Origin of the sequence: Actibacterium sp. XHP0104 (genome assembly GCF_025751515.1) — a bacterium.
GTDB lineage: Bacteria > Pseudomonadota > Alphaproteobacteria > Rhodobacterales > Rhodobacteraceae > Actibacterium_D.
The window spans coordinates 112370-131516 of the sequence record NZ_JAOWLE010000001.1; the positions used below are offsets into that span (position 1 = coordinate 112370).

Genomic DNA, 19147 nt, shown 5'->3' on the forward strand with positions numbered 1-19147 from the left:
GCCCTGTGATGGGTCGCAATTGATCCTGTGTCGTGTCGGAAACTCTGACTAGAGTTGGGAAAAGACATGAAACCCGCATCACCACAGGGAACCGAAATGACCGCAACCGACATCGAAATCGCCCGCGCGGCGAGCAAGTTGCCCATGGCCGAGATCGGCGCAAAGCTGGATATTCCGGCCGAAGCGCTGCTGCCTTATGGCCATGACAAGGCCAAGATCAGCGCCGATTTCATCGCCGGGCTGAACGGGCGCAAGCCGGGCAAACTGATCCTGGTGACGGCGGTGAACCCGACCCCGGCGGGCGAGGGCAAGACCACCACCACCGTGGGGCTGGGCGACGGGCTGACGCGTATCGGCAAAAAGGCGGCGGTCTGTATCCGCGAGGCCTCGCTGGGCCCGTGTTTCGGGATGAAGGGCGGGGCCGCGGGCGGCGGCTATGCGCAGGTCGTGCCGATGGAAGACATGAACCTGCATTTCACCGGCGATTTCCACGCCATCACCAGCGCGCATAACCTGCTGAGCGCGATGATCGACAACCATATCTACTGGGGCAACGCGCTGGGTATCGACGAGCGCCGCGTGACCTGGCGCCGGGTGATGGACATGAACGACCGCGCGCTGCGCGACATCGTCACCAGCCTGGGCGGCGTGGCCAACGGCTTTCCGCGCCAGACCGGGTTCGACATCACCGTCGCCTCCGAGGTCATGGCGATCTTGTGCCTGGCGCGCGATCTGGATGACCTCGAGCATCGGCTGGGCAATATCATCGTCGCCTATACCCGCGACCGAGAGCCGATCACCTGCCGCGATCTCAAGGCCGATGGGGCGATGACGGTGCTGTTGCGCGACGCGATGCAGCCCAACCTGGTGCAGACGCTGGAACATACCCCGGCCTTTGTGCATGGCGGCCCGTTCGCCAATATCGCGCATGGCTGCAACTCGGTCATTGCCACCACCACGGCGCTGAAGCTGGCCGATTACGTGGTGACCGAGGCGGGGTTCGGTGCCGATCTGGGGGCCGAGAAATTCATGGATATCAAGTGCCGCAAGGCCGGGCTGGCGCCGTCGGTGGCGGTGCTGGTGGCCACGGTGCGGGCGCTGAAGATGAACGGCGGCGTCGCGCGCGCCGATCTGGGGGCCGAGAACGTGGCGGCCGTGCAAAAGGGCTGTGCCAACCTGGGCCGCCATATCGAGAACCTGAAATCCTTTGGCGTGCCGGTGGTGGTGGCGATCAACCATTTCACTGGCGACTCTGAGGCTGAACTGGCCGCCGTGCAGGCCTATGCCACGACCAAGGGGTCCGAGGCGATCTTGTGCACCCACTGGGCCGATGGCGGTGCCGGGACCGAGGCCCTGGCCCGGCGGGTGGCGCAGATTGCCGATGCCGATCTGGCCAGTTTCGCCCCGCTTTATGCTGACGACATGCCGCTGTTCGAGAAAATCGAAACCATCGCCAAGCGCATCTATCGCGCCGATGAGGTGCTGGCCGACATGAAGGTGCGCAAGCAGCTGCGCGAGTGGGAGGCCGCCGGTTATGGCAACCTGCCGATCTGCATGGCCAAGACCCAGTACAGTTTCTCGACCGATCCCAACCTGCGCGGTGCGCCCACCGGCCATTCCGTGCCGATCCGCGAGGTGCGGCTAAGCGCGGGCGCCGGGTTCGTGGTGGTGATCTGCGGAGAGATCATGACCATGCCGGGCCTGCCGCGCGTGCCCTCGGCCGAGGCGATCGGGCTGAACGACGCCGGGCTGGTCGAGGGGCTTTTCTGACACGTGATGGCGAAAAGGGCGGCTGGTGCATGGAAACTCGGGCCGAGATGCTGTTAATGGGCGCCAACGACTCGGGCATGACTATCGGAGGCCTTGGCATGGCATCAGCGCAAATCATCGACGGTAAGGCATTTGCTGCAAATGTGCGGGAAAAGGTGGCGGCCCATGTCGCCCGCCTGAAAGAGGTGCATCACATCACCCCCGGCCTGGCCGTGGTGCTGGTGGGCGAAGACCCGGCCAGCGAGGTTTACGTGCGCTCGAAGGGCAAGCAGACGGTCGAGGTGGGGATGAAGTCGGTCGAGCACAAGCTGCCCGAGCAGACCTCGGAGACCGAGCTGCTGGCGCTGCTGGATCAGCTGAATGCCGATCCGTCGATCCATGGGATCCTGGTACAGCTGCCGCTGCCCAAGCATCTGAACGAAGACCTGGTGATCAACCGCATCGACCCGGCCAAGGATGTCGACGGGTTCCATATCTCGAATGTGGGCCGTCTGGCGACCGGGCAAAAGGCGATGGTGCCTTGCACGCCGTTGGGTTGCCTGATGATGCTGCGCGAACAGCACGGGTCGTTGGCGGGGCTGAATGCCGTTGTGGTGGGCCGCAGCAACATCGTGGGCAAGCCGATGGCGCAGCTGCTGCTGCGCGACAGTTGCACCGTTACGATCGCCCATTCGCGCACCAAGGACATTGAAGAGATCTGCCGCCGCGCCGATATCGTCGTGGCCGCCGTGGGGCGCCCGCAGATGGTGCACGGCGACTGGATCAAGCCGGGCGCGACGGTGATCGACGTGGGCATCAACCGCATCGACGCGCCCGAAAAGGGTGCTGGCAAGACCCGTCTTGTGGGTGATGTCGATTTCGACAGCGCCGCGCAGGTGGCCGGGGCGATCACGCCCGTGCCGGGCGGGGTGGGGCCGATGACCATCGCCTGCCTGCTGGCCAATACGCTGACCGCCTGTTGCCGGTCGCATGGCCTGCCCGAACCCGACGGGCTGACCGCCTGATACCGCTTATTTCAGCCGCATCGGAATGATGGTGCCCAAAAGGGTCGCGACATGGGTTTCGCGGCCTTCGGCGTCGCGCGCGTGAACATCGGCGCGGGTGATGATCAGCCGGCGGCCCGGGCGGATGACCTCTCCGCGTGACACCAGCTCGACGCCTTGCGCGGGGGCCAGCAGGTGAATCTTCATCTCGCTGGTCAGCACATCATGCTGATCGTCCAGCAGGCTGAGCGCCGCGTAGCCACAGGCGTTGTCGCCCAAGGCGAATGTCGCGGCGGCATGGGCAAAGCCGTGCTGCTGGCTGAATGCGGGCTGCACCGGCGCCGCCAGAGAGCAGTGGCCGGGCGCCAGATTCTCTAGCCGCGCCGACATGCTTTGCATCAGCCCCTGGGCGGCAAAGCTTTGCTCGATCCGTTGTCGCGTGGACGGGGTCAGCGTCTGTTCGGTCATCTCAAGTTCCTTCCCCTTTTGTTTCCACCATGGCATAAATGTATGGGAAAGATGTGTAATTTCTTCGGCTGCGGTTGCATGGCCGACTGAACGAGTGAACCGGGACGGGAATGACTGAACTGAAAGAGGCGCTTTGGGCGGCGTTTTTCTCGCGCAAGCCATGGCTGATATGGGCGGTCTTATCCGTCATTGTCACGTTTCTGGGGCCTTTCGGCACCTATACGGACATGCCGCTGGTACCGCGATTCATCTATTGGTTTGTCGTGGTCGGTGTGTCGGTTGTGATCGGCATGACCGTTCGCATCACCCTGTCACATCTGATGAAGGGCTTTCCGTACTGGCAACTCACACTGGTGACGGCGGCGGCGGTTTCGGTGATTCTGTCGGGGCCGCTTTACTGGTTCAGCCAGTTCTATCTGTCCATGAACCGCAGTGCTGCGCCAGTGCTGCAAGAGCTGATGTTCATCGTGTTCAATGTGTCGGTCATGGTGGGCACCGTGCGTTGGCTGCTGCGCGAGGCGCCTTGGCGGGCAAGTAGCGCCACCACGCCCGAGATCAGAAGCGTGCGCCTGATCGAGAGGCTGGAGCCCGAGATGCAGGGGCCGATCCTGCGTTGCTCGGCCGTGGGGCACCTGGTCGAGGTGCAGACCGACAAGGGCGTATCCAAGCTGCGGATGCGGTTCTCGGATGCCTTGGCAGAGCTGGATGGTATTGCAGGAATGCAGGTTCACCGGTCTCATTGGGTGTCGCGTCATGCAGTTTCTGGACATCTGCTCGAGAAAGGTCGGGTGTTTCTCAAGCTACAGGATGGCAGCCTGATCCCGGTCAGCCGGAATTTCCGCGATAATGTCGCGGAGAACGGCCTGCTTGGCGGCTCTGAATAGGTATATGCGCAAAGCAACCAGGGGATTTCCCGTCGTCGCTTTGCGAAATTTTGCCTGCGATCAGTGGATGATCTCTTCGTCGCTGACGAACATGTTGGCCCAGGCGCGGTCGATCAGGTCGGGGTTCATCTGGTAGGGGATGCCCTCGAATTCGCAGATCGACATCATCTGGTCGATCAGGAAGACCGGCTGATAGTTGGCATATTCGTTGTTGATGGTCGGGTATTTCTCTTTCAGCAGATAGATCAGCGTGCGCTCGTCCAGCGGCATCTTTTTCTTGCGCGCGACCATGGCAAAGATTTTCAGGTAATCGTCCTGGCAGGGGCCGTCGATCTTGATCTTGAAGAAGATCCGGCGCAGCGCGGCGCGGTCGAAGATCTCGTTCGGGTGGAAGTTGGTCGAGAAGATCACCAGCGTGTCGAACGGCACCTCGAATTTCTCACCCGATTGCAGGGCCAGAATATCGCGGTTTTCTTCCAGCGGAACGATCCAGCGGTTGACCAGCGACTGCGGCGGTTCGGTCTGGCGGCCAAGGTCGTCGACGATGAACACGCCACCGGTCGATTTCATCTGCAACGGCGCCTGATAGGTGCGGGCCGTGGGGTTGTAGACCAGGTCCAGCATCGACAGCGACAGTTCACCGCCGGTGATCACGGTGGGGCGGTCGCACAGCACATAGCGCGTGTCATAGCGCCCCGAACTGCGGCGCAGCGAGGTCGGGTCATCCTCTTGCTCTTGCGCGGCGGTATGGACGATCGGGTCATAGACGGTGATCACCTGACCGGCATATTCGACGGCGCGGGGGATATAGATCTTGTCGCCCAGGGCGTCGCGGATACCGTTCGAGATCGACGATTTACCGTTGCCCGGCGGGCCATACATCAGGATCGAGCGCCCGGCCGACACGGCGGGGCCCAGGTGGCTGAGCAGCTCGTTCGGCAGGATCAGATGCCCCATCGCGCCGGTCAGCTGGTCGCGGGTGACCTGGATGTTGCGGATCGACTGGCGTTTGACCTGTTCCGAGTAGACCTCCATCGGAACGGGCATGGCGCCGTAATATTCGGACTGCGCCAACGCATCCAGCGCGCGGGCCTTGCCGGCATCGGTCAGCTGATAGCCCATCTCGTTGCCAGAGTTGGCGTGCAGGGTGCCGGTGGCCTCGATCAGCTTTTGGCCGCGGGCCATGTCGATCAGTTCCTGCGTTACCGGAATGGGCAGGCAGATCGCCCGGGCGATGGCCGAGACGTTTTCGACGTTCTTGCGAAAGATGGTTTTCAGAACGATGTCACGCATCATCACGATCGGCAGGCGCATCTCTTCGATGGTGCGCGGGGCCGGGGGCGCGATGACGTTGTTGACCTGCATATTCATGACGGTGCCTCAATCCGGTTTTTGTTCCGGATCGTGATACCGTGCCGGTATGGCAAATTTTTGGCGCCTAACGGAGGAGTTTGCGGCGCCTCAGATCAGTGGCAGGGCAAGATGCAGGAACAGCGACACCCCTAGCGCCAGGCCCATGGGGAAATCCTTGCGCTCCCACGACTCCCAGCCGGGCGCGGTGTTGCGCAGGGCGGGGACGCGCCGCGCGACGCGGTGCAGCAGGAAGGTCGCCACCAGGACAACGGCGAAAAGCGTAGCGAAATCAGGTAGATCTGCGATTGCGATGAAGGGGGCCATGACGGCCGCGAACTTGGCATCACCGGCGCCGATCGCACCGATCATGTTCAAGATAAAGCCCACGATCAGCACGACAACCAGGTGGGCATAGCGCCACAGATAGGCGTCAAAGGGCAGGGCGATCAGGCCGACCACGGCAAAGACCACGAACAGGGCCAGCACGGCCTTGTTGGGGATCAGCATGGTTTTCATGTCGCTCCAGGCAACCCAAAGCGCGATCGGGGTAACAAAGGGAAGGAACCACATGGCGGTGGAGATTGTGGTGCTCATGTCAGGCCCGTTTGGTTAGTTGCCGATATTGGATTCAAGCGCTTTCAGCGCGCGTGCTGCCGCTTCGAAATGCTGCGGATGGGTGTCGATCGCGTCTTCCAGCAGGCCCTGGCCGATCGCCACATCGCCTTGCTTGATCGCGGTCAGCGCCATCGTATAGAGCAGTTGCGCCCGCTCGGTCTGGCTGACCTCGATCACCGGCATCTGATAGTTGCGCTGCGCGCCGCGGGCCAGGATCAGGTTGTTCTTGGCGGTGAACAGCGTGTCATCATAGGTGATTGCCTCGATGAACAGGCGCTCGGCCTCTTTGTAGTCGCCGCGGCTAAGTTTCGAATAACCCCAGTTGTTCAGAACGCCCGAGGGTTTCGTGGTCAGACCGATGGCGATTTCATAGAAACTGTCGGCCTTTTTCCATTCCTTGTTGGCGTCAGCCACCATCGCCTCGAGGCGATAACGCCGGTAGGTCTCGTAGGTGGGCGGGGTGTTGTCGAGAACCGTTTCGGCCTTGTCCCAGTTGCCGGCGCGGATCAGCGCATCGGCATATTCGACGCGGTCGTCATTGGTGGCCTCGGGGTGTTCGATGACGCGGCCCCAGGTCGCGGAGGCCTCGGTGTATTGCTTGGCGCGGACCAAAGCGCGGCCCAAACCACGTTGAAAATCAATGCGTTCCGGCTGGCTGGCATGGGCGCTTCTGAAATAGGCGACAGCTTCGGACGGGTCGGCGACCGCCAGCATCAGCTCGTTCATGCTGTTTTCGTCCGAGGCGATCACGTCCTGGATCGCGCGCTCGACGTCTTCCTGGCTTTGCTTGGTGGCACAGCCCGCAACCGTCAGCGCGGTGCCGACGCACAGGGAAATAAGGGTAAGATGGCGCATTTTTGCGTCCTACTTGCTGCTCTGTCCTCACGGTGTCGAGAGAAGAAGGTATCGCCCGTCGCCCCTCCGCACCAACTCGAAATTATCTTTATTGCCGTCATCATAGGCAGAAATTTCGGTTTTAGCGATAGCTAAGCGCAGATTGTCACGGATTTGGTCCGAATTGCCACTATCCAGCGCAAAGGCCACTTCGAAGACGCGACGAGCCTCGCCGGTCTTGCCCTGTTCCATCAGGGCGGCGCCCAGATTGTTCCAGGCGGGCACGAATTTCTCGTCCTTTTCGATGGCGCGGCGCAGCAGGGCCTCGGCCTGGCCAAGGCGGCCCAGTCGCAGGTTGGCCGACCCCAGCGCCGACAGCACATCCGCCGTCAGCCCCTGGTCGCTGCCCGCGCGCAGATAGGCGCGCAGGGCCAGCTCGTATTCGCCCGCCGCCATCAGGCGATGCCCCACGATCAGGCCATCGACGGCCTCGTCAACGGCGGGGGTGCCGGGGGGCGGTTCAAGACCCTCGTAAATGGGATCAAGGCCGCCCGTCGATTGACAGGCGGCCAGTAAGACAAACAGGGCCGGGGCCGTAAAACGTATCAGCATAAAAGCCTTATCGTGACATCATGTCGCCCATCTGGGCCACACGGTAAACCGCAGGTCCGATCAGAATAACAAGCAATGGCGGCACCGTGAACAGCATCGTGCCCAAAGTCAGCTTTGTCGGCAGTTTGTTGGCCTTTTCCTCGGCACGCATGACGCGTTTGTCACGCATCTCGGCGGCGTAGACGCGCAGCGACTCGGCGATCGAGGTGCCGAAGGTGGCCGATTGCACCAGCACGGTCACAAAGGCCGACACGTCGTTCACGCCGCAGCGTTCGCCCATGTCTTTCAGCACCTGCACCTTGTCCTTACCGGCCTTCATCTCATGGCTGACCATTTCATATTCCTCGGCCAGGGCCGGGAAGCCGGCGCGCATTTCGCGGGCCACGCGGACGATGGCCTGATCCAGCGACTGGCCGGCCTCGACGCAGACCAGCATCATGTCGAGACTGTCGGGAAAGCCGTTGACGATTTCCTCTTGGCGCGACTGCAGGCGGCGTTCGACCCAGTATTTGGGCAGGTAGTAACCCACGCCGCCCGGGATCAGGATCGACAGGATCATGGCCTGGGTTTCCATGCCGCCCTTGGAAATCGAGGTCAAAATGGCATAAAGCACGCCCAGCATGAGGAAGCCGATGCCAAGCGCGAACTGGGCAAAGTGAAAGGCCCGAACCGCCGATTTCGAGCGATAGCCGGCACGCATCAGCCGCAGGCGGGCGGCCGACATTTCCTCTTCGTCCTTGGGTTCAAGGAAGTTGGCGTATTTGTCCAGCTTCTGCGCCGATTTCGATTTCTGGCGCAGGGTTCTCTCGTTCTTCTCGCCCTTGGTGGGTTTGGCGACCTTTTGCTTGGTGCGTGCCTCGCCCTTGAGGCGGTCCAGCGGATCGACGCGTTTGCGCAGAAAGATCGGCAGGGTCACCGCGATGAAGGCCACGCCCAGCAGGCCCATCGCATAAAGCGGCCCCAGTTCGCCGAAACGGGCGGTGAGGGCATCGTTCAGGGGTTGCATAATGCTCATGACAAATGCCTCAGACTTTGATGTTGACCATGATCTTCATGAAAATGAAGTTGATCGCCAGACAGACCCCCACGGCCAGGGCCAGCGGGATGAACAGCGAGGTCTCTTTGACCTCGTCGTAATAGTCGGGTTTCAGGATGCTCAGGCCGATCACCACGATCACCGGGAAGGCCGACAGGAAGTTGCCCGACCATTTCGATTCAGCGGTGATCGCCTTGACGCGGCGGAACAGCTTGAACCGGGCACGGATCACACGGGCCAGGCCTTCGAGGATCTCGGCCAGGTTACCACCCGATTGCTGTTGGATGGTCACGGCCACGGCCAGAAAGCGCAAATCCTGCATGTCCATGCGTTCGGCCAGGTCTTTCAGGCTGTCGGAAATATCGCGGCCATAGGCGGCCTCGTCCGAGATCATGCCGAATTCCGAACCCAGCGGGTCGGCCACCTCTTTGGCGACGATGGCCACGGCCGACGAGAACGGGTGCCCCACGCGCAGCGAGCGCACCATCAGTTCGATCGCCTCGGGCAGTTGCTCTTCGATCAGCGCCAGACGCTTGCGCGCCTTGTTCGACACCCAAAAGAACACGCCGCCCACGCCCATGGCCACGGCCACCAGCGTGCGCACGGGTGCGCTGGCCTGTGTGCCCACGGTCATGCCCATAAAGGCAATGGCCGTCAGCAGGATCATCACCATGATCAGCTGTTTGGGGCTGAAGGCGATGTTGGCCTTTTGCGCCTTGTCGGCCAAAAGCGAGTAGAGCGGAATGCCCTTGGCATTCATGTGCTGCGACATTTCCTTGCGCAGCTGTTCCAGAACCTCTTCGCGTGCGGCGCCTTTTTCCAGCATGTCCAGGCGGCGGTTGACGCGGCTGTTCAGGCTGATCGACTTGCCGAAAACCGTCAGATACAGGCCCTCGACCAGGGCCAGCACGCCCAGGAAGATCAGAAGATAGATGATTGGTTCGGCGCTCAGTTCCATGTCTCGTTACTCCGCTGCGACCGGTTCAAACAGGCTGGCCGGCAGGTCGTAACCCCACTGGCGGAACCGTTCCGAATAATGGGACCGCACGCCCGTGGCGTTGAAACGGCCGATGATCTTGTTGTCGGGGGTGATGCCGAGGCGCTCGTACCGGAAGATTTCCTGCATCGAGATCACTTCGCCCTCCATGCCGGTGATTTCGGTGATCGACACCATTCGGCGTGAGCCATCTTGCAGACGGCTGGCCTGCACGATCAGGTTCACGGCCGAGGCGATCTGGCTGCGCACCGCTTTCAGGGGCATCTCGATCCCGGCCATGGCGACCATGTTTTCCAGACGGCTGACACCGTCGCGGGCGCTGTTGGCGTGGATCGTGGTCATCGAGCCGTCGTGGCCGGTGTTCATGGCCTGCAACATGTCGATGACTTCCTCGCCGCGGGTCTCACCCACGATGATGCGGTCGGGGCGCATCCGCAGGGCGTTGCGCAGACAGTCGCGCTGGGTCACGGCGCCCTTGCCCTCGACGTTGGCGGGGCGGCTTTCCATCCGGCCCACATGGGTCTGTTGCAGCTGCAATTCGGCCGTGTCCTCGATGGTGAGGATGCGTTCCGAGTTGTCGATGAAAGACGACAGCGCGTTCAGCGTGGTGGTCTTACCCGAGCCCGTCCCGCCCGATACGATCACGTTTAGCCGGCAGGCCACGGCGGCTTGCAGGTAAACGGCCATTTCCTCGGTAAAGGCGCCGAATTTCACCAGGTCATCAATGCCCAGCTTTTCCTTTTTGAACTTACGAATCGACACCAGCGAGCCATCGACCGCGATCGGCGGCACCATGGCGTTGAAACGCGAGCCATCAGCCAGGCGGGCGTCGACATAGGGGTTCGATTCATCGACGCGGCGGCCCACGGCGGTCACGATCTTGTCGATGATCCGCAGCAGGTGCCGTTCATCCTTGAAGGTGATGTCGGTAATTTCCAGCTTGCCGGCGCGCTCGACAAAGATCTGCTGCGGGCCGTTGACCAGAATATCGTTGACGCTGTCGTCTTTCAGCAGCGCCTCGAGCGGGCCAAGGCCCATCACCTCGTCGAACAGATCCTGGTGCAGCGCGGCGCGTTCGTCCTTGTTCAGGACGATGCCCATTTCCTGCAAGGCCTCGCCCGAGATCGACTGGATCTCGGCCTTGAGGTCGGTCTCGCTGGCATGTTCCAGCGCGGCGAGGTTCAGGTTTTCCAGCAGGCGCTTGTGCAGTTCGACCTTGATTTCGGCCATGCGTTCCTTGCGCTTGCGCTCTTTGTCCATCGGCGCGGGCGCGGCTGCCACCTTGGGGGTGACGGGCGCGCGTTTGATCGTGGCGCGGGGCTTGGACGCGGTGGCGGTGGCAGACTGAGCGGCAGCAGGGGCGCCGCCGGTCTCAGAGGGCTTTTTGTAGCGTGAAAACATGGTCGGTTCCCGGGCGAATTAAGCTGTTTCGGCATGCGAGCGCGCATGCTCGTACAGCGACTGGGCCAGTTTCTGAATTTCCTTGCGCAGCGGCAGCTTGCCGGCGGTTTCCGACAGCGGCAGGCCATGGTCGGCGGCCTGGACGACCGCCTTGCCGCCCTCGGGCAGTTGCAGTTCGATCTCGATGTCGAGGTTCTCGGCCAGACGCTTGACGCGGCTCTTGCCGGTCAGGTCGGTGAAGCGCGGGGCGCGGTTCAGGGCGAATCGCAGCTTTTCATAGGGCAGGTCTTCGCTTTTCAGCGCGCGGATCAGGCGCAGGGCGTTCTGGGCCGAGCGCATGTCCAGCTCGAGCACCGCGAAATAGACCTGCGACAGGCCCAGCACGGTTTCGGTCCACTGAACGAGGGTCTTGGGCATGTCGACGATCACGAAATCGAACTGCCGGCGGGCGGTTTCGATAATGGTGGTGACGTCGTCGGGGCCCAGCATATCCAGCGGCAGCATGTCGGCCGGGGCCGTCAGCACATGGAGCTTGTCGTTAAAGGTCATCAGGGCCTGCTGAAAGCTGGAATCATCCATCGACGCGGTGTCGGACAGCAGTTCATACACGACCTCACGGCGCGGCAGGTCGAGATAGGTCGAGGCCGAGCCGAATTGCAGGTCGAGATCCAGCAGGCAGACACGCGGGCCGCCTTCTTTTTCCAGCGTGGCCAATTCCCAGGCCAGGTTCACCGCCAGCGTCGAAGAGCCGACGCCCCCCGCCAGGCCATGCACCGGCAGCACGACGCCTTCGCGATCGCGGCCGCCCAGCATGGCAGATGCGCCACCCTGCGGCGCCATCGCGGCAGCGGGTGCAGGTTTGCGCAGGTTCTCGATGGCCTCGTGCAGCGCGTTCTCGGGCAGGGGGTAGGGCACAAAAGTGTCGGCCCCCATCCGCAGCAGCTGGTGCAGCGCCATCGGGCTGACTTCTTCGGCGATCAGGATCACATGGATGCGGGCCTTTTTCGCGGTGCGGATCAGGTCGCCGATTGCTGGCAGCTGATCCTCGTCGCGGTCATCCACCGCGATCGCGATGAATTCCAGCTCGGCGGCGTCGGGCTGTGACAGAAAGGCGGCGGCGTCGTCGAAGGACAGATCGCCCCAGGCCTCGCCCAGCTCGTTCTCCATGTCTTCGATCAGCAGATCAAAGTTCTGAACATCCCGCGAGACCGTGCAGGCAATGATTCTTGCCGGTTCTGGCTGCAATGCTGCGCTGCTCGTCATTCCCCAATTCCTTCCAAGTTCGTTGGGCCCTGAAATTCACGCCCTGAAATCAGGGGTTTGGTCCGGGGCCATGGCACCGCACATGGCGATGCCTCTGCTACCTCAAGGGAAAAGATGAATAGAAATCTGGGCAACATTACGGCTGAAATTCCGTAATTGTTTGGATTTCAGAGAAAAGGGCGGGCCGTTATGGCCCGCCCTTTCCCAGCGTAGATATAAGATTCGCGGTTTAACGCTCTTCCGAATTGGCCTCGGGATCGTTCTCGGCCGAGTAGCCCGGGATCTCTTCGTAGGCGCTGCGGACATATTCATCGTAGATGAACAGCCCGTATTTGCCGTCAAGGCGCTGTTCGCGCGGCTTGATGAAGCCCGACACCTCGGTCACGGTGCGGCGGTTGGCGCGTTCGCGGCCCTCGGTCACGATCAGAGGCTGTGTCTCGCCATACGAGACGACCGCTTCGAGGCGTTCACGCTCAATGCCTTGCGACACCAGGAAGTTCACCGCAGCACGGGCGCGGCGCATGCCCAGGGCCTTGTTGTAGGCATCCGAGCCGACCAGGTCGGTGTGACCATAGACGCGGAACTTGACCTGCGGGTATTGCGCGATCCAGGCGGCCTGCTGGCGCAGGGCCTCTTCGGCGGCGGCGTCGAGATTTGCCTTGTTGAACTCGAAGTTCACGGTGCTGGGCACCTCGTCGGCAAAGCGGTTCGACAGGTTCACGATGGCACGACGTTCACCAGTCATCACCTGGATGTTGTTCATCGTCGCGTTGCCAAAGTTGCCGTCGTCGATCGAATCGCCGGCGGGCGAGTAGAAATCGACGACACCGCTGGGGGTACAAGCGCCAAGTCCGATCAGGGATGCGGCCGTGAGGAATGCAATCTTGGTTTTCATGGTGCTTACTCCATCACATAGCCGTAGGAGCCCGAGAAGTCCTGACGGGCGACTTCACCGGCGGCGCCGGTTTTCGGGCGACGCTGCTCGGCGACCTTACCACCAAGGAACAGCTCGCTTTCGGTCGGCGGGCGAATGCGGTCGGTCGGCAGGGCATAGGCCTCGCCGGTGGTCGGCGTCACCAGATGGGCCGAGATGATGATCACCAGCTCGGTCTGGTTGCGCTGATAGCTAGAGCTGCGGAACAGCGCGCCGATGATCGGGATGTCGCCCAGCCAGGGGATCTGGCCGATATCGGCGTTGAAGTCATCCTTGAGCAGGCCGGCGATGGCGAAGCTTTCGCCATCATGCATCTCGACGGTGGTTTCCGTGGAGCGGGTCGAGAAGCCCGAGATCGACAGGCCGCCGTTCTGGTAGGAAACGGTCGGGTCGATGCCGCTGACTTCGGCCATGAGGTTCAGGTTGATGTTCTTGCCAACCACGCGCGGGGTAAAGTCGAGGCTGATGCCGAATTCCTTGAACTCGACCGACACGTTGCCGCTGTCGTCAACCACCGGCACGGGGTATTCGCCGCCGGCCAGGAAATGTGCGCGCTGACCGGACAGGGCGGTCAGGTTCGGCTCTGCCAGGGTGCGGACAAAACCTTTGGTTTCAAGAGCTTCGAGAAGCATATTGAATTGCAGGCTGCCCGAGCCAAAGCCCAGCGACAGAACGCCGGCGGATTCATCGCCCAGCGTGACGTTGGTCGTCGGGTCGCCGTCGAACAGGTTCACCAGGTTGTCGCCGTCGATGTAGGTGCCCGATCCGCCCAGAGCGCCCCATTTGCCCGAGCTGCCACTGATGGCGATGCTCGACGACAGGCTCTTGCGCACGGCGCGGTTCATTTCGGCAAAGCGGACCTTGAGCATGACCTGCTGGCTGCCGCCGACGGTCATCAGGTTCGACACCCGCGAGGGGGCGTAACGCTGGGCCAGGTCCAGAGCGCGGTCAACGACGGTGACCGACGAGACCAGCCCCGACAGCACGATGCCGTCATTGGCCGGACGCACCTCGATTGCCTCGCCGGGCAGAACCTCGCGCAGACGTTCTTTCAGCTCGGTGACATCGGCGGTGACGCGGACATCGACGTTGGTGATCAGGCGACCATCAGGCCCCAGCAGGGTCAGAGTGGTCAGGCCGGGCTGTTTGCCCAGCACATAGATCGTGCGATCCGACAGGGTGGAAATGTCTGCGATCGAGGGGTTTGCAATCGACAGTTCCGAAAACACGACGTCGCTTTCGATCACGACTGCCCGGTTCATCGGTACGTTCAACTGCGAGTTCGTCCCCCCCTCCATCACGCGAAGGGTTTCGGCAGCAGCCCCGCCAAGGGTTGCTGTCGCTACAACGACGCCAAGCAGCGCCGCCTTGAAAAGCGTTCCAATTTTCATGTGATCTTGCCTCTCTGATCACGCCTCGTTCGTGGGTCTGAATGCCCTTATGCGGGTGAGGATGCGCCAGTTCCCCTTTTTTTGCAATAATCAAGCGCTTGCACGGGGGTGCTTATGTGGAGAACCTGCAACGGATGCAGGTGCAGAAAATAACGATGGCGCGCCGTCCGGTCGGGATGCGGCGCGCCATCTTCATGATTTTTCTGGCTCAGTTGGTGCAGGGAATCTTGATCTCTACAACATCTGCCCCTTTCCGGGTGCGGATTACGCAATCCTCTTTTTCGGGGGCAGAGGCCACTTCTTCGATGCCCAACAGCTCGCGCTGGTCGACCTCGACATCGCCGGAAACGGTTTGATCCAGCGCGCCGACCAGCGAAAGCGACAGCTTGCCGCTGGATTGGGCCTGCGCCAGGGCGGCGGCCTGTTCGGCGGTCGCTTCGGCGGTTACGGTGCGGGCGATGGTGGGTTCGCCACGCTCCAGGTCGGTCGATTGGTCGACGGCGACCAGGTAAACATTCGCCTCGATCAGCTTGGTGACCTGCTTGCGGTCACGGCCATTGCCGACGATGCCGGTCCAGTAGACATCAACGCGGTCACCGGGGCGCAGGAAGCCCGAGACACCCGAGGTGGCATCGACGTTGATCGTGAAGGCGCGCTTGCCAGAGCTGAGGCGCGAGGTGATGCCCGCATCCTTGCCCGGTTCGGACACCTTGTTCGCCAGCAGGGGCTCGTTCGCCTTCATCGCGGTCATCACCGTGCGGAAGATCGGCGACCCCTCGGGGAACAGATCCTCGGCCTTGAAGAAATTGCCCTCGGGCAGAGAGTCGGCGGGCCATTTCATCAGCTTGGCGTTTTCCAGGGTAAGCCGCTGGCCAAAGTTCAGATCTTCTTTCGCGACATAGATGTCGACCAGTTTGATCTGCTCTTCCTTGGCCGCGTTCGCTTTCGCCAGTTGCACCTGATAGTTCGAGAACAGGCCCTGGGCCATATAGACGGCAAAACCCGCAAGCCCCAGCCCGACGATGAGAACCACCCCAAAGATCAATCGCATGACGTTTCCTTTCACTGCTCGCCCGGCCGTTTCCCGGCACGGGCGCACCCATCTTGAGGATCATCATTCCCTGCAATTGAGGCAAAATATGGAACGAAGCGCGGCGATTAGGCGGATTTTTTCCATTCCGTCAACGCTGCGAGTTGTATCGTGCCTCAGTTGCCTGCATCAGGAGTGATCGCAGCCACCTTGCCCGACATGGAGTCGGCCAGCGTGGTGTTGCCATCGGCGAAGATATAGACCAGCGAGAACGCCAGTCCGACCACCGCAGCGGTGAGCACGACCCAGTCGACGGTTACCGCGCCGGTCTGATCATGCAAAAAGTTTTTCAACATAACGCGCATGGCGTCCCTCTTCCCAAAATGCGCCCCGATTCGTCTGGTCTGGCAGGCAGGCAGACTTCACCACGATCAGTATGCTGCACGATTGTGGAGATTCTGAGGCGGGTCGCGGTATGGCCCGTGATTGGGCGGAAACCCGCAAGGAAAACGCCGCGCCCGGTTTGGGCGCGGCGTCAATGGCTTGGCGTATCGCCGATGCGGGCTTAGTTGCCGGCGTCGGGGGTGATGCCGCTCAGCTCGGTGGTGATGGCGGTGGCCAGGGTGGTCATGCCGTCGTCGGCGGCATAGATCACTGCAAAGCCCAGGCCAACCACGGCTGCGGTCAGAACGACCCAGTCAACGGTCACGGCGCCGGATTCGTCATTGTGGAATTTCTTGATCATGTCGAACAGTTTCATTTCAGGTCCCTTTCCAGGATTTCAGGTCAAAGTCTCTTACCGCGACGGACCTTGCTCCAACCTGAGTTTGTGGTCGGTCACCGCCTTGGTATGAGGCTATTTAGCCGCGACTTTGAGGCGGGATTTGGGCAGGTCAACGAAAGTTTTCGTATTATTTTACGGAAAATTTACGCAATCAGGCCCGGATTCAGGGTTTGTTAACTCAGAGTAAACAACCGGGGGCGCACGAGGGATCGGGCAAAAGAAAACGCCGCGCCCGGTTGGGGCGCGGCGTCAATGGCTTGGCGTATCGCCGATGCGGGCTTAGTTGCCGGCGTCGGGGGTGATGCCGCTCAGCTCGGTGGTGATGGCGGTGGCCAGGGTGGTCATGCCATCGTCGGCGGCATAGATCACTGCAAAGCCCAGGCCAACCACGGCTGCGGTCAGAACGACCCAGTCAACGGTCACGGCGCCGGATTCGTCGTTGTGGAATTTCTTGATCATGTCGAACAGTTTCATTTCAGGTCCCTTTCCAGGATTTCAGGTCAAAGTCTCTTACCGCGACGGACCTTGCTCCAACCTGAGTTTGTGGTCGGTCACCGCCTTGGTATGAGGCTATTTAGCCGCGACTTTGAGGCGGGATTTGGGCAGGTCAACGAAAGTTTTCGTATTATTTTACGGAAAATTTACGCAATCAGGCCCGGATTCAGGGTTTGTTAACTCAGAGTAAACAACCGGGGGCGCACGAGGGATCGGGCAAAAGAAAACGCCGCGCCCGGTTTGGGCGCGGCGTCAATGGCTTGGCGTATCGCCGATGCGGGCTTAGTTGCCGGCGTCGGGGGTGATGCCGCTCAGCTCGGTGGTGATGGCGGTGGCCAGGGTGGTCATGCCGTCGTCGGCGGCATAGATCACGGCAAAGCCCAGGCCAACCACGGCTGCGGTCAGAACGACCCAGTCAACGGTCACGGCGCCGGATTCGTCGTTGTGGAATTTCTTGATCATGTCGAACAGTTTCATTTCAGGTCCCTTTCCAGATTAAGACACGTCTAGATCCTCGACCCCATTCCTTGTTCGAGGTCTGTCGACATTTGGCTCTGGCTTTGTGGCCGGAATTTGGCGCGCTCGGGACAATTTGAAAGCGAGTGCTGAAATTCACTAATATCTTGATAATGATGTGAAAAAATATGTGCGCTTGCATCGTTTCCCGCCTGAGATCGGCGCCAAACACGCCTGACGTGTGGGTTTTGGGGCGATTCCGCCGTTGGGGATGGCTTTTCAACAGTGATTCTGCGACTCTGTGCGAAAGTCACAACGAGGGCCGGGCAGGGCGCATGAAGCAGGTGGCAGCAACAGCCGCAATCGCGGCGGTGATCATCACGGCAGGGGCGGCGCTGGCCGAGACCCCGCCGCCTTATCCCGATTTCACCTTTCGGCGGGTCAAGCCGCCCGCCTCGCAGGCGGAAAAGCGGATTACCGTTCAGATCGCGCCGCAGGTCGTGGTGCCCGATCTGCCGCCGGTGGTGCATATCCCCGACACGCCGTTTACCCCGGGCGGGCCGGTCGGATCGCTGGCCTGGTATTGGGATGTGGTGTCGCCTGCGATGACCGATAGCGGGCCGGGGCGTCTGGCACCCGCGGTCGAGGCGTTGCGCAATGGCCCCGGTGGCAGCAATGTGCCCGCGCCGCGTTTGCAGATGATGCAGAACCTGGCCACCGCCTATCGCGCCGAGATTCTCAAGGCCACGATCGGCACGCGGGTGTCGCCGGCGTTGGTGCTGGCGGTGATGGGGGTGGAAAGCGGCGGGCGTGCCAATGCGGTTAGCCCCAAGGGCGCCACCGGCCTGATGCAGCTGATGCCAGCCACGGCCGAGCGGTTCGGCGTGACCGATATATCGGACCCGGCCCAGAACATCCGCGGCGGCGTGGCCTATCTGGATTGGCTGATGAAGGAATTCGAGCGCGACCCGATTCTGGTGCTGGCCGGGTATAATGCGGGCGAGGGGGCGGTGAAGGGCAACAATGGCGTGCCGCCCTATGCCGAAACCCGTGATTACGTGCCCAAGGTTCTGGCCGCCTGGGCCGTGGCGCGCAGCCTGTGCGCGACCCCGCCCGAGCTGATCACCGACGGCTGTGCGCTGAACATTCCGGGGCAGTGAAACGCGAACGGGGGCCCGAAGGCCCCCGCTGTCAGCCATATCGGGCCCAGATCAGTTGACGATGGTCGCCTCGGTCGAGGCGCGCAGCTCGTCCTCGGTGACGCCATCGGCGCATTGGACGATCTTCAGCCCACCTTCGACCACGTCGAACACGCCCAGGTTGGTGATGATGCGATCGACCACCGCCTTGCCGGTCAGCGGCAGCGTGCATTCACGCAGCACCTTGCTTTCGCCATGCTTGTTGGTGTGGTCCATTACGACGACCACGCGGCCGACGCCGGCCACCAGGTCCATCGCGCCGCCCATGCCCTTGACCAGCTTGCCGGGGATCATCCAGTTCGCCAGGTCGCCGTTCTCGGCCACTTCCATCGCGCCCAGGATGGCCATGGCGATCTTGCCGCCACGGATCATCGCAAAGCTTTGCGAGCTGTCGAAATAGGCCGAATGCGGCAGTTCGGTGATGGTTTGCTTGCCGGCGTTGATCAGGTCGGGATCCTCTTCGCCCTCATAGGGGAAGGGGCCGATGCCCAGCATGCCGTTTTCCGATTGCAGCGTCACGTGCACGCCATCGGGGATGTGGTTGGCCACCAGCGTCGGGATGCCAATCCCGAGGTTCACATACCAGCCGTCTTGCAGTTCTTGTGCCGCCCGCGCGGCCATCTGATTGCGGTCCCATGCCAT

At 61.7% G+C, this 19147-nt stretch carries 21 protein-coding genes; 4 read left to right on the forward strand and 17 right to left on the reverse strand.

All coding sequences use genetic code 11. From position 1 onward, the window contains the following. The first annotated feature begins 96 nt into the window (after positions 1–96). Both OE856_RS00535 and folD read left to right on the forward strand, forming a co-directional pair. Positions 97–1770 (forward strand): formate--tetrahydrofolate ligase, encoded by a 1674-nt coding sequence (locus OE856_RS00535; protein ID WP_263714093.1) that lies wholly within the window; start codon positions 97–99, stop codon positions 1768–1770. A 98-nt stretch (positions 1771–1868) separates the two neighbouring features. Beyond that, entirely contained in the window at positions 1869–2774 is a 906-nt protein-coding gene (gene folD, locus OE856_RS00540; RefSeq protein WP_263714094.1) for a bifunctional methylenetetrahydrofolate dehydrogenase/methenyltetrahydrofolate cyclohydrolase FolD, read from the forward strand. Between the two features lie 6 nt (positions 2775–2780). Here the strand turns inward: folD and OE856_RS00545 are convergent, their stop codons facing one another. Further along, the gene (locus OE856_RS00545) at positions 2781–3221 is read right to left on the reverse strand and encodes a PaaI family thioesterase (protein WP_263714095.1); all 441 of its coding nucleotides are present in this window, start codon (positions 3219–3221) and stop codon (positions 2781–2783) included. 110 nt (positions 3222–3331) lie between these two features. Between OE856_RS00545 and OE856_RS00550 the strand changes: the two genes are divergently transcribed. Next, positions 3332–4105, forward strand: coding sequence for a LytTR family DNA-binding domain-containing protein (locus OE856_RS00550; protein ID WP_263714096.1), 774 nt, complete (start codon positions 3332–3334; stop codon positions 4103–4105). A gap of 60 nt (positions 4106–4165) precedes the next feature. Here OE856_RS00550 and OE856_RS00555 read toward each other — a convergent pair whose 3' ends face one another. From OE856_RS00555 to OE856_RS00625, 15 genes are all read right to left on the reverse strand, one after another. Beyond that, positions 4166–5476, reverse strand: a complete 1311-nt coding sequence (locus OE856_RS00555) for an ATPase (RefSeq protein WP_263714097.1) — start codon at positions 5474–5476, stop codon at positions 4166–4168. Between the two features lie 90 nt (positions 5477–5566). Continuing rightward, positions 5567–6052, reverse strand: a complete 486-nt coding sequence (locus tag OE856_RS00560) for a prepilin peptidase (protein WP_263714098.1) — start codon at positions 6050–6052, stop codon at positions 5567–5569. A 15-nt stretch (positions 6053–6067) separates the two neighbouring features. Beyond that, on the reverse strand, positions 6068–6928 hold the full coding sequence (locus OE856_RS00565) for a tetratricopeptide repeat protein (protein WP_263714099.1): 861 nt from the start codon (positions 6926–6928) through the stop codon (positions 6068–6070). A 27-nt stretch (positions 6929–6955) separates the two neighbouring features. Beyond that, entirely contained in the window at positions 6956–7519 is a 564-nt protein-coding gene (locus tag OE856_RS00570; RefSeq protein WP_263714100.1) for a tetratricopeptide repeat protein, read from the reverse strand. Between the two features lie 7 nt (positions 7520–7526). Further along, complete coding sequence (locus OE856_RS00575) at positions 7527–8534, reverse strand: type II secretion system F family protein (protein ID WP_263714101.1); 1008 nt, start codon at positions 8532–8534, stop codon at positions 7527–7529. 10 nt (positions 8535–8544) lie between these two features. Continuing rightward, positions 8545–9513 carry a type II secretion system F family protein gene (locus OE856_RS00580; RefSeq protein WP_263714102.1) on the reverse strand — a complete coding sequence of 323 codons (969 nt, stop codon included), beginning with the start codon at positions 9511–9513 and terminating at the stop codon, positions 8545–8547. Positions 9514–9519: 6 nt separating this feature from the next. Next, a complete protein-coding gene (locus OE856_RS00585; RefSeq protein WP_263714103.1) occupies positions 9520–10953 on the reverse strand; it encodes a CpaF family protein in 1434 nt (477 codons plus the stop codon). An 18-nt stretch (positions 10954–10971) separates the two neighbouring features. Further along, positions 10972–12216 carry an AAA family ATPase gene (locus OE856_RS00590; RefSeq protein ID WP_263714104.1) on the reverse strand — a complete coding sequence of 415 codons (1245 nt, stop codon included), beginning with the start codon at positions 12214–12216 and terminating at the stop codon, positions 10972–10974. A gap of 229 nt (positions 12217–12445) precedes the next feature. Continuing rightward, on the reverse strand, positions 12446–13111 hold the full coding sequence (locus OE856_RS00595) for an OmpA family protein (RefSeq protein WP_263714106.1): 666 nt from the start codon (positions 13109–13111) through the stop codon (positions 12446–12448). Positions 13112–13116: 5 nt separating this feature from the next. Continuing rightward, entirely contained in the window at positions 13117–14541 is a 1425-nt protein-coding gene (locus tag OE856_RS00600) for a type II and III secretion system protein family protein (RefSeq protein WP_263714107.1), read from the reverse strand. Positions 14542–14749: 208 nt separating this feature from the next. Then, on the reverse strand, positions 14750–15592 hold the full coding sequence (cpaB, locus tag OE856_RS00605; RefSeq protein ID WP_263714108.1) for a Flp pilus assembly protein CpaB: 843 nt from the start codon (positions 15590–15592) through the stop codon (positions 14750–14752). Positions 15593–15747: 155 nt separating this feature from the next. Continuing rightward, positions 15748–15936: a hypothetical protein gene (locus OE856_RS00610; RefSeq protein WP_263714109.1), complete on the reverse strand. Its 189-nt coding sequence runs from the start codon at positions 15934–15936 to the stop codon at positions 15748–15750. Between the two features lie 200 nt (positions 15937–16136). Next, entirely contained in the window at positions 16137–16331 is a 195-nt protein-coding gene (locus OE856_RS00615) for a Flp family type IVb pilin (RefSeq protein ID WP_263714110.1), read from the reverse strand. Positions 16332–16634: 303 nt separating this feature from the next. After that, entirely contained in the window at positions 16635–16829 is a 195-nt protein-coding gene (locus OE856_RS00620) for a Flp family type IVb pilin (RefSeq protein WP_263714110.1), read from the reverse strand. Between the two features lie 303 nt (positions 16830–17132). Next, positions 17133–17327, reverse strand: a complete 195-nt coding sequence (locus OE856_RS00625; RefSeq protein ID WP_263714110.1) for a Flp family type IVb pilin — start codon at positions 17325–17327, stop codon at positions 17133–17135. 314 nt (positions 17328–17641) lie between these two features. On the opposite strand from OE856_RS00625, the gene OE856_RS00630 reads away from it, so the two are divergent. Then, a complete protein-coding gene (locus OE856_RS00630) occupies positions 17642–18466 on the forward strand; it encodes a lytic transglycosylase domain-containing protein (protein ID WP_263714111.1) in 825 nt (274 codons plus the stop codon). Between the two features lie 51 nt (positions 18467–18517). On the opposite strand, the gene OE856_RS00635 is transcribed toward OE856_RS00630, so the two are convergent. Next, positions 18518–19147, reverse strand: coding sequence for a CoA transferase subunit B (locus OE856_RS00635; protein ID WP_263714112.1), 630 nt, complete (start codon positions 19145–19147; stop codon positions 18518–18520).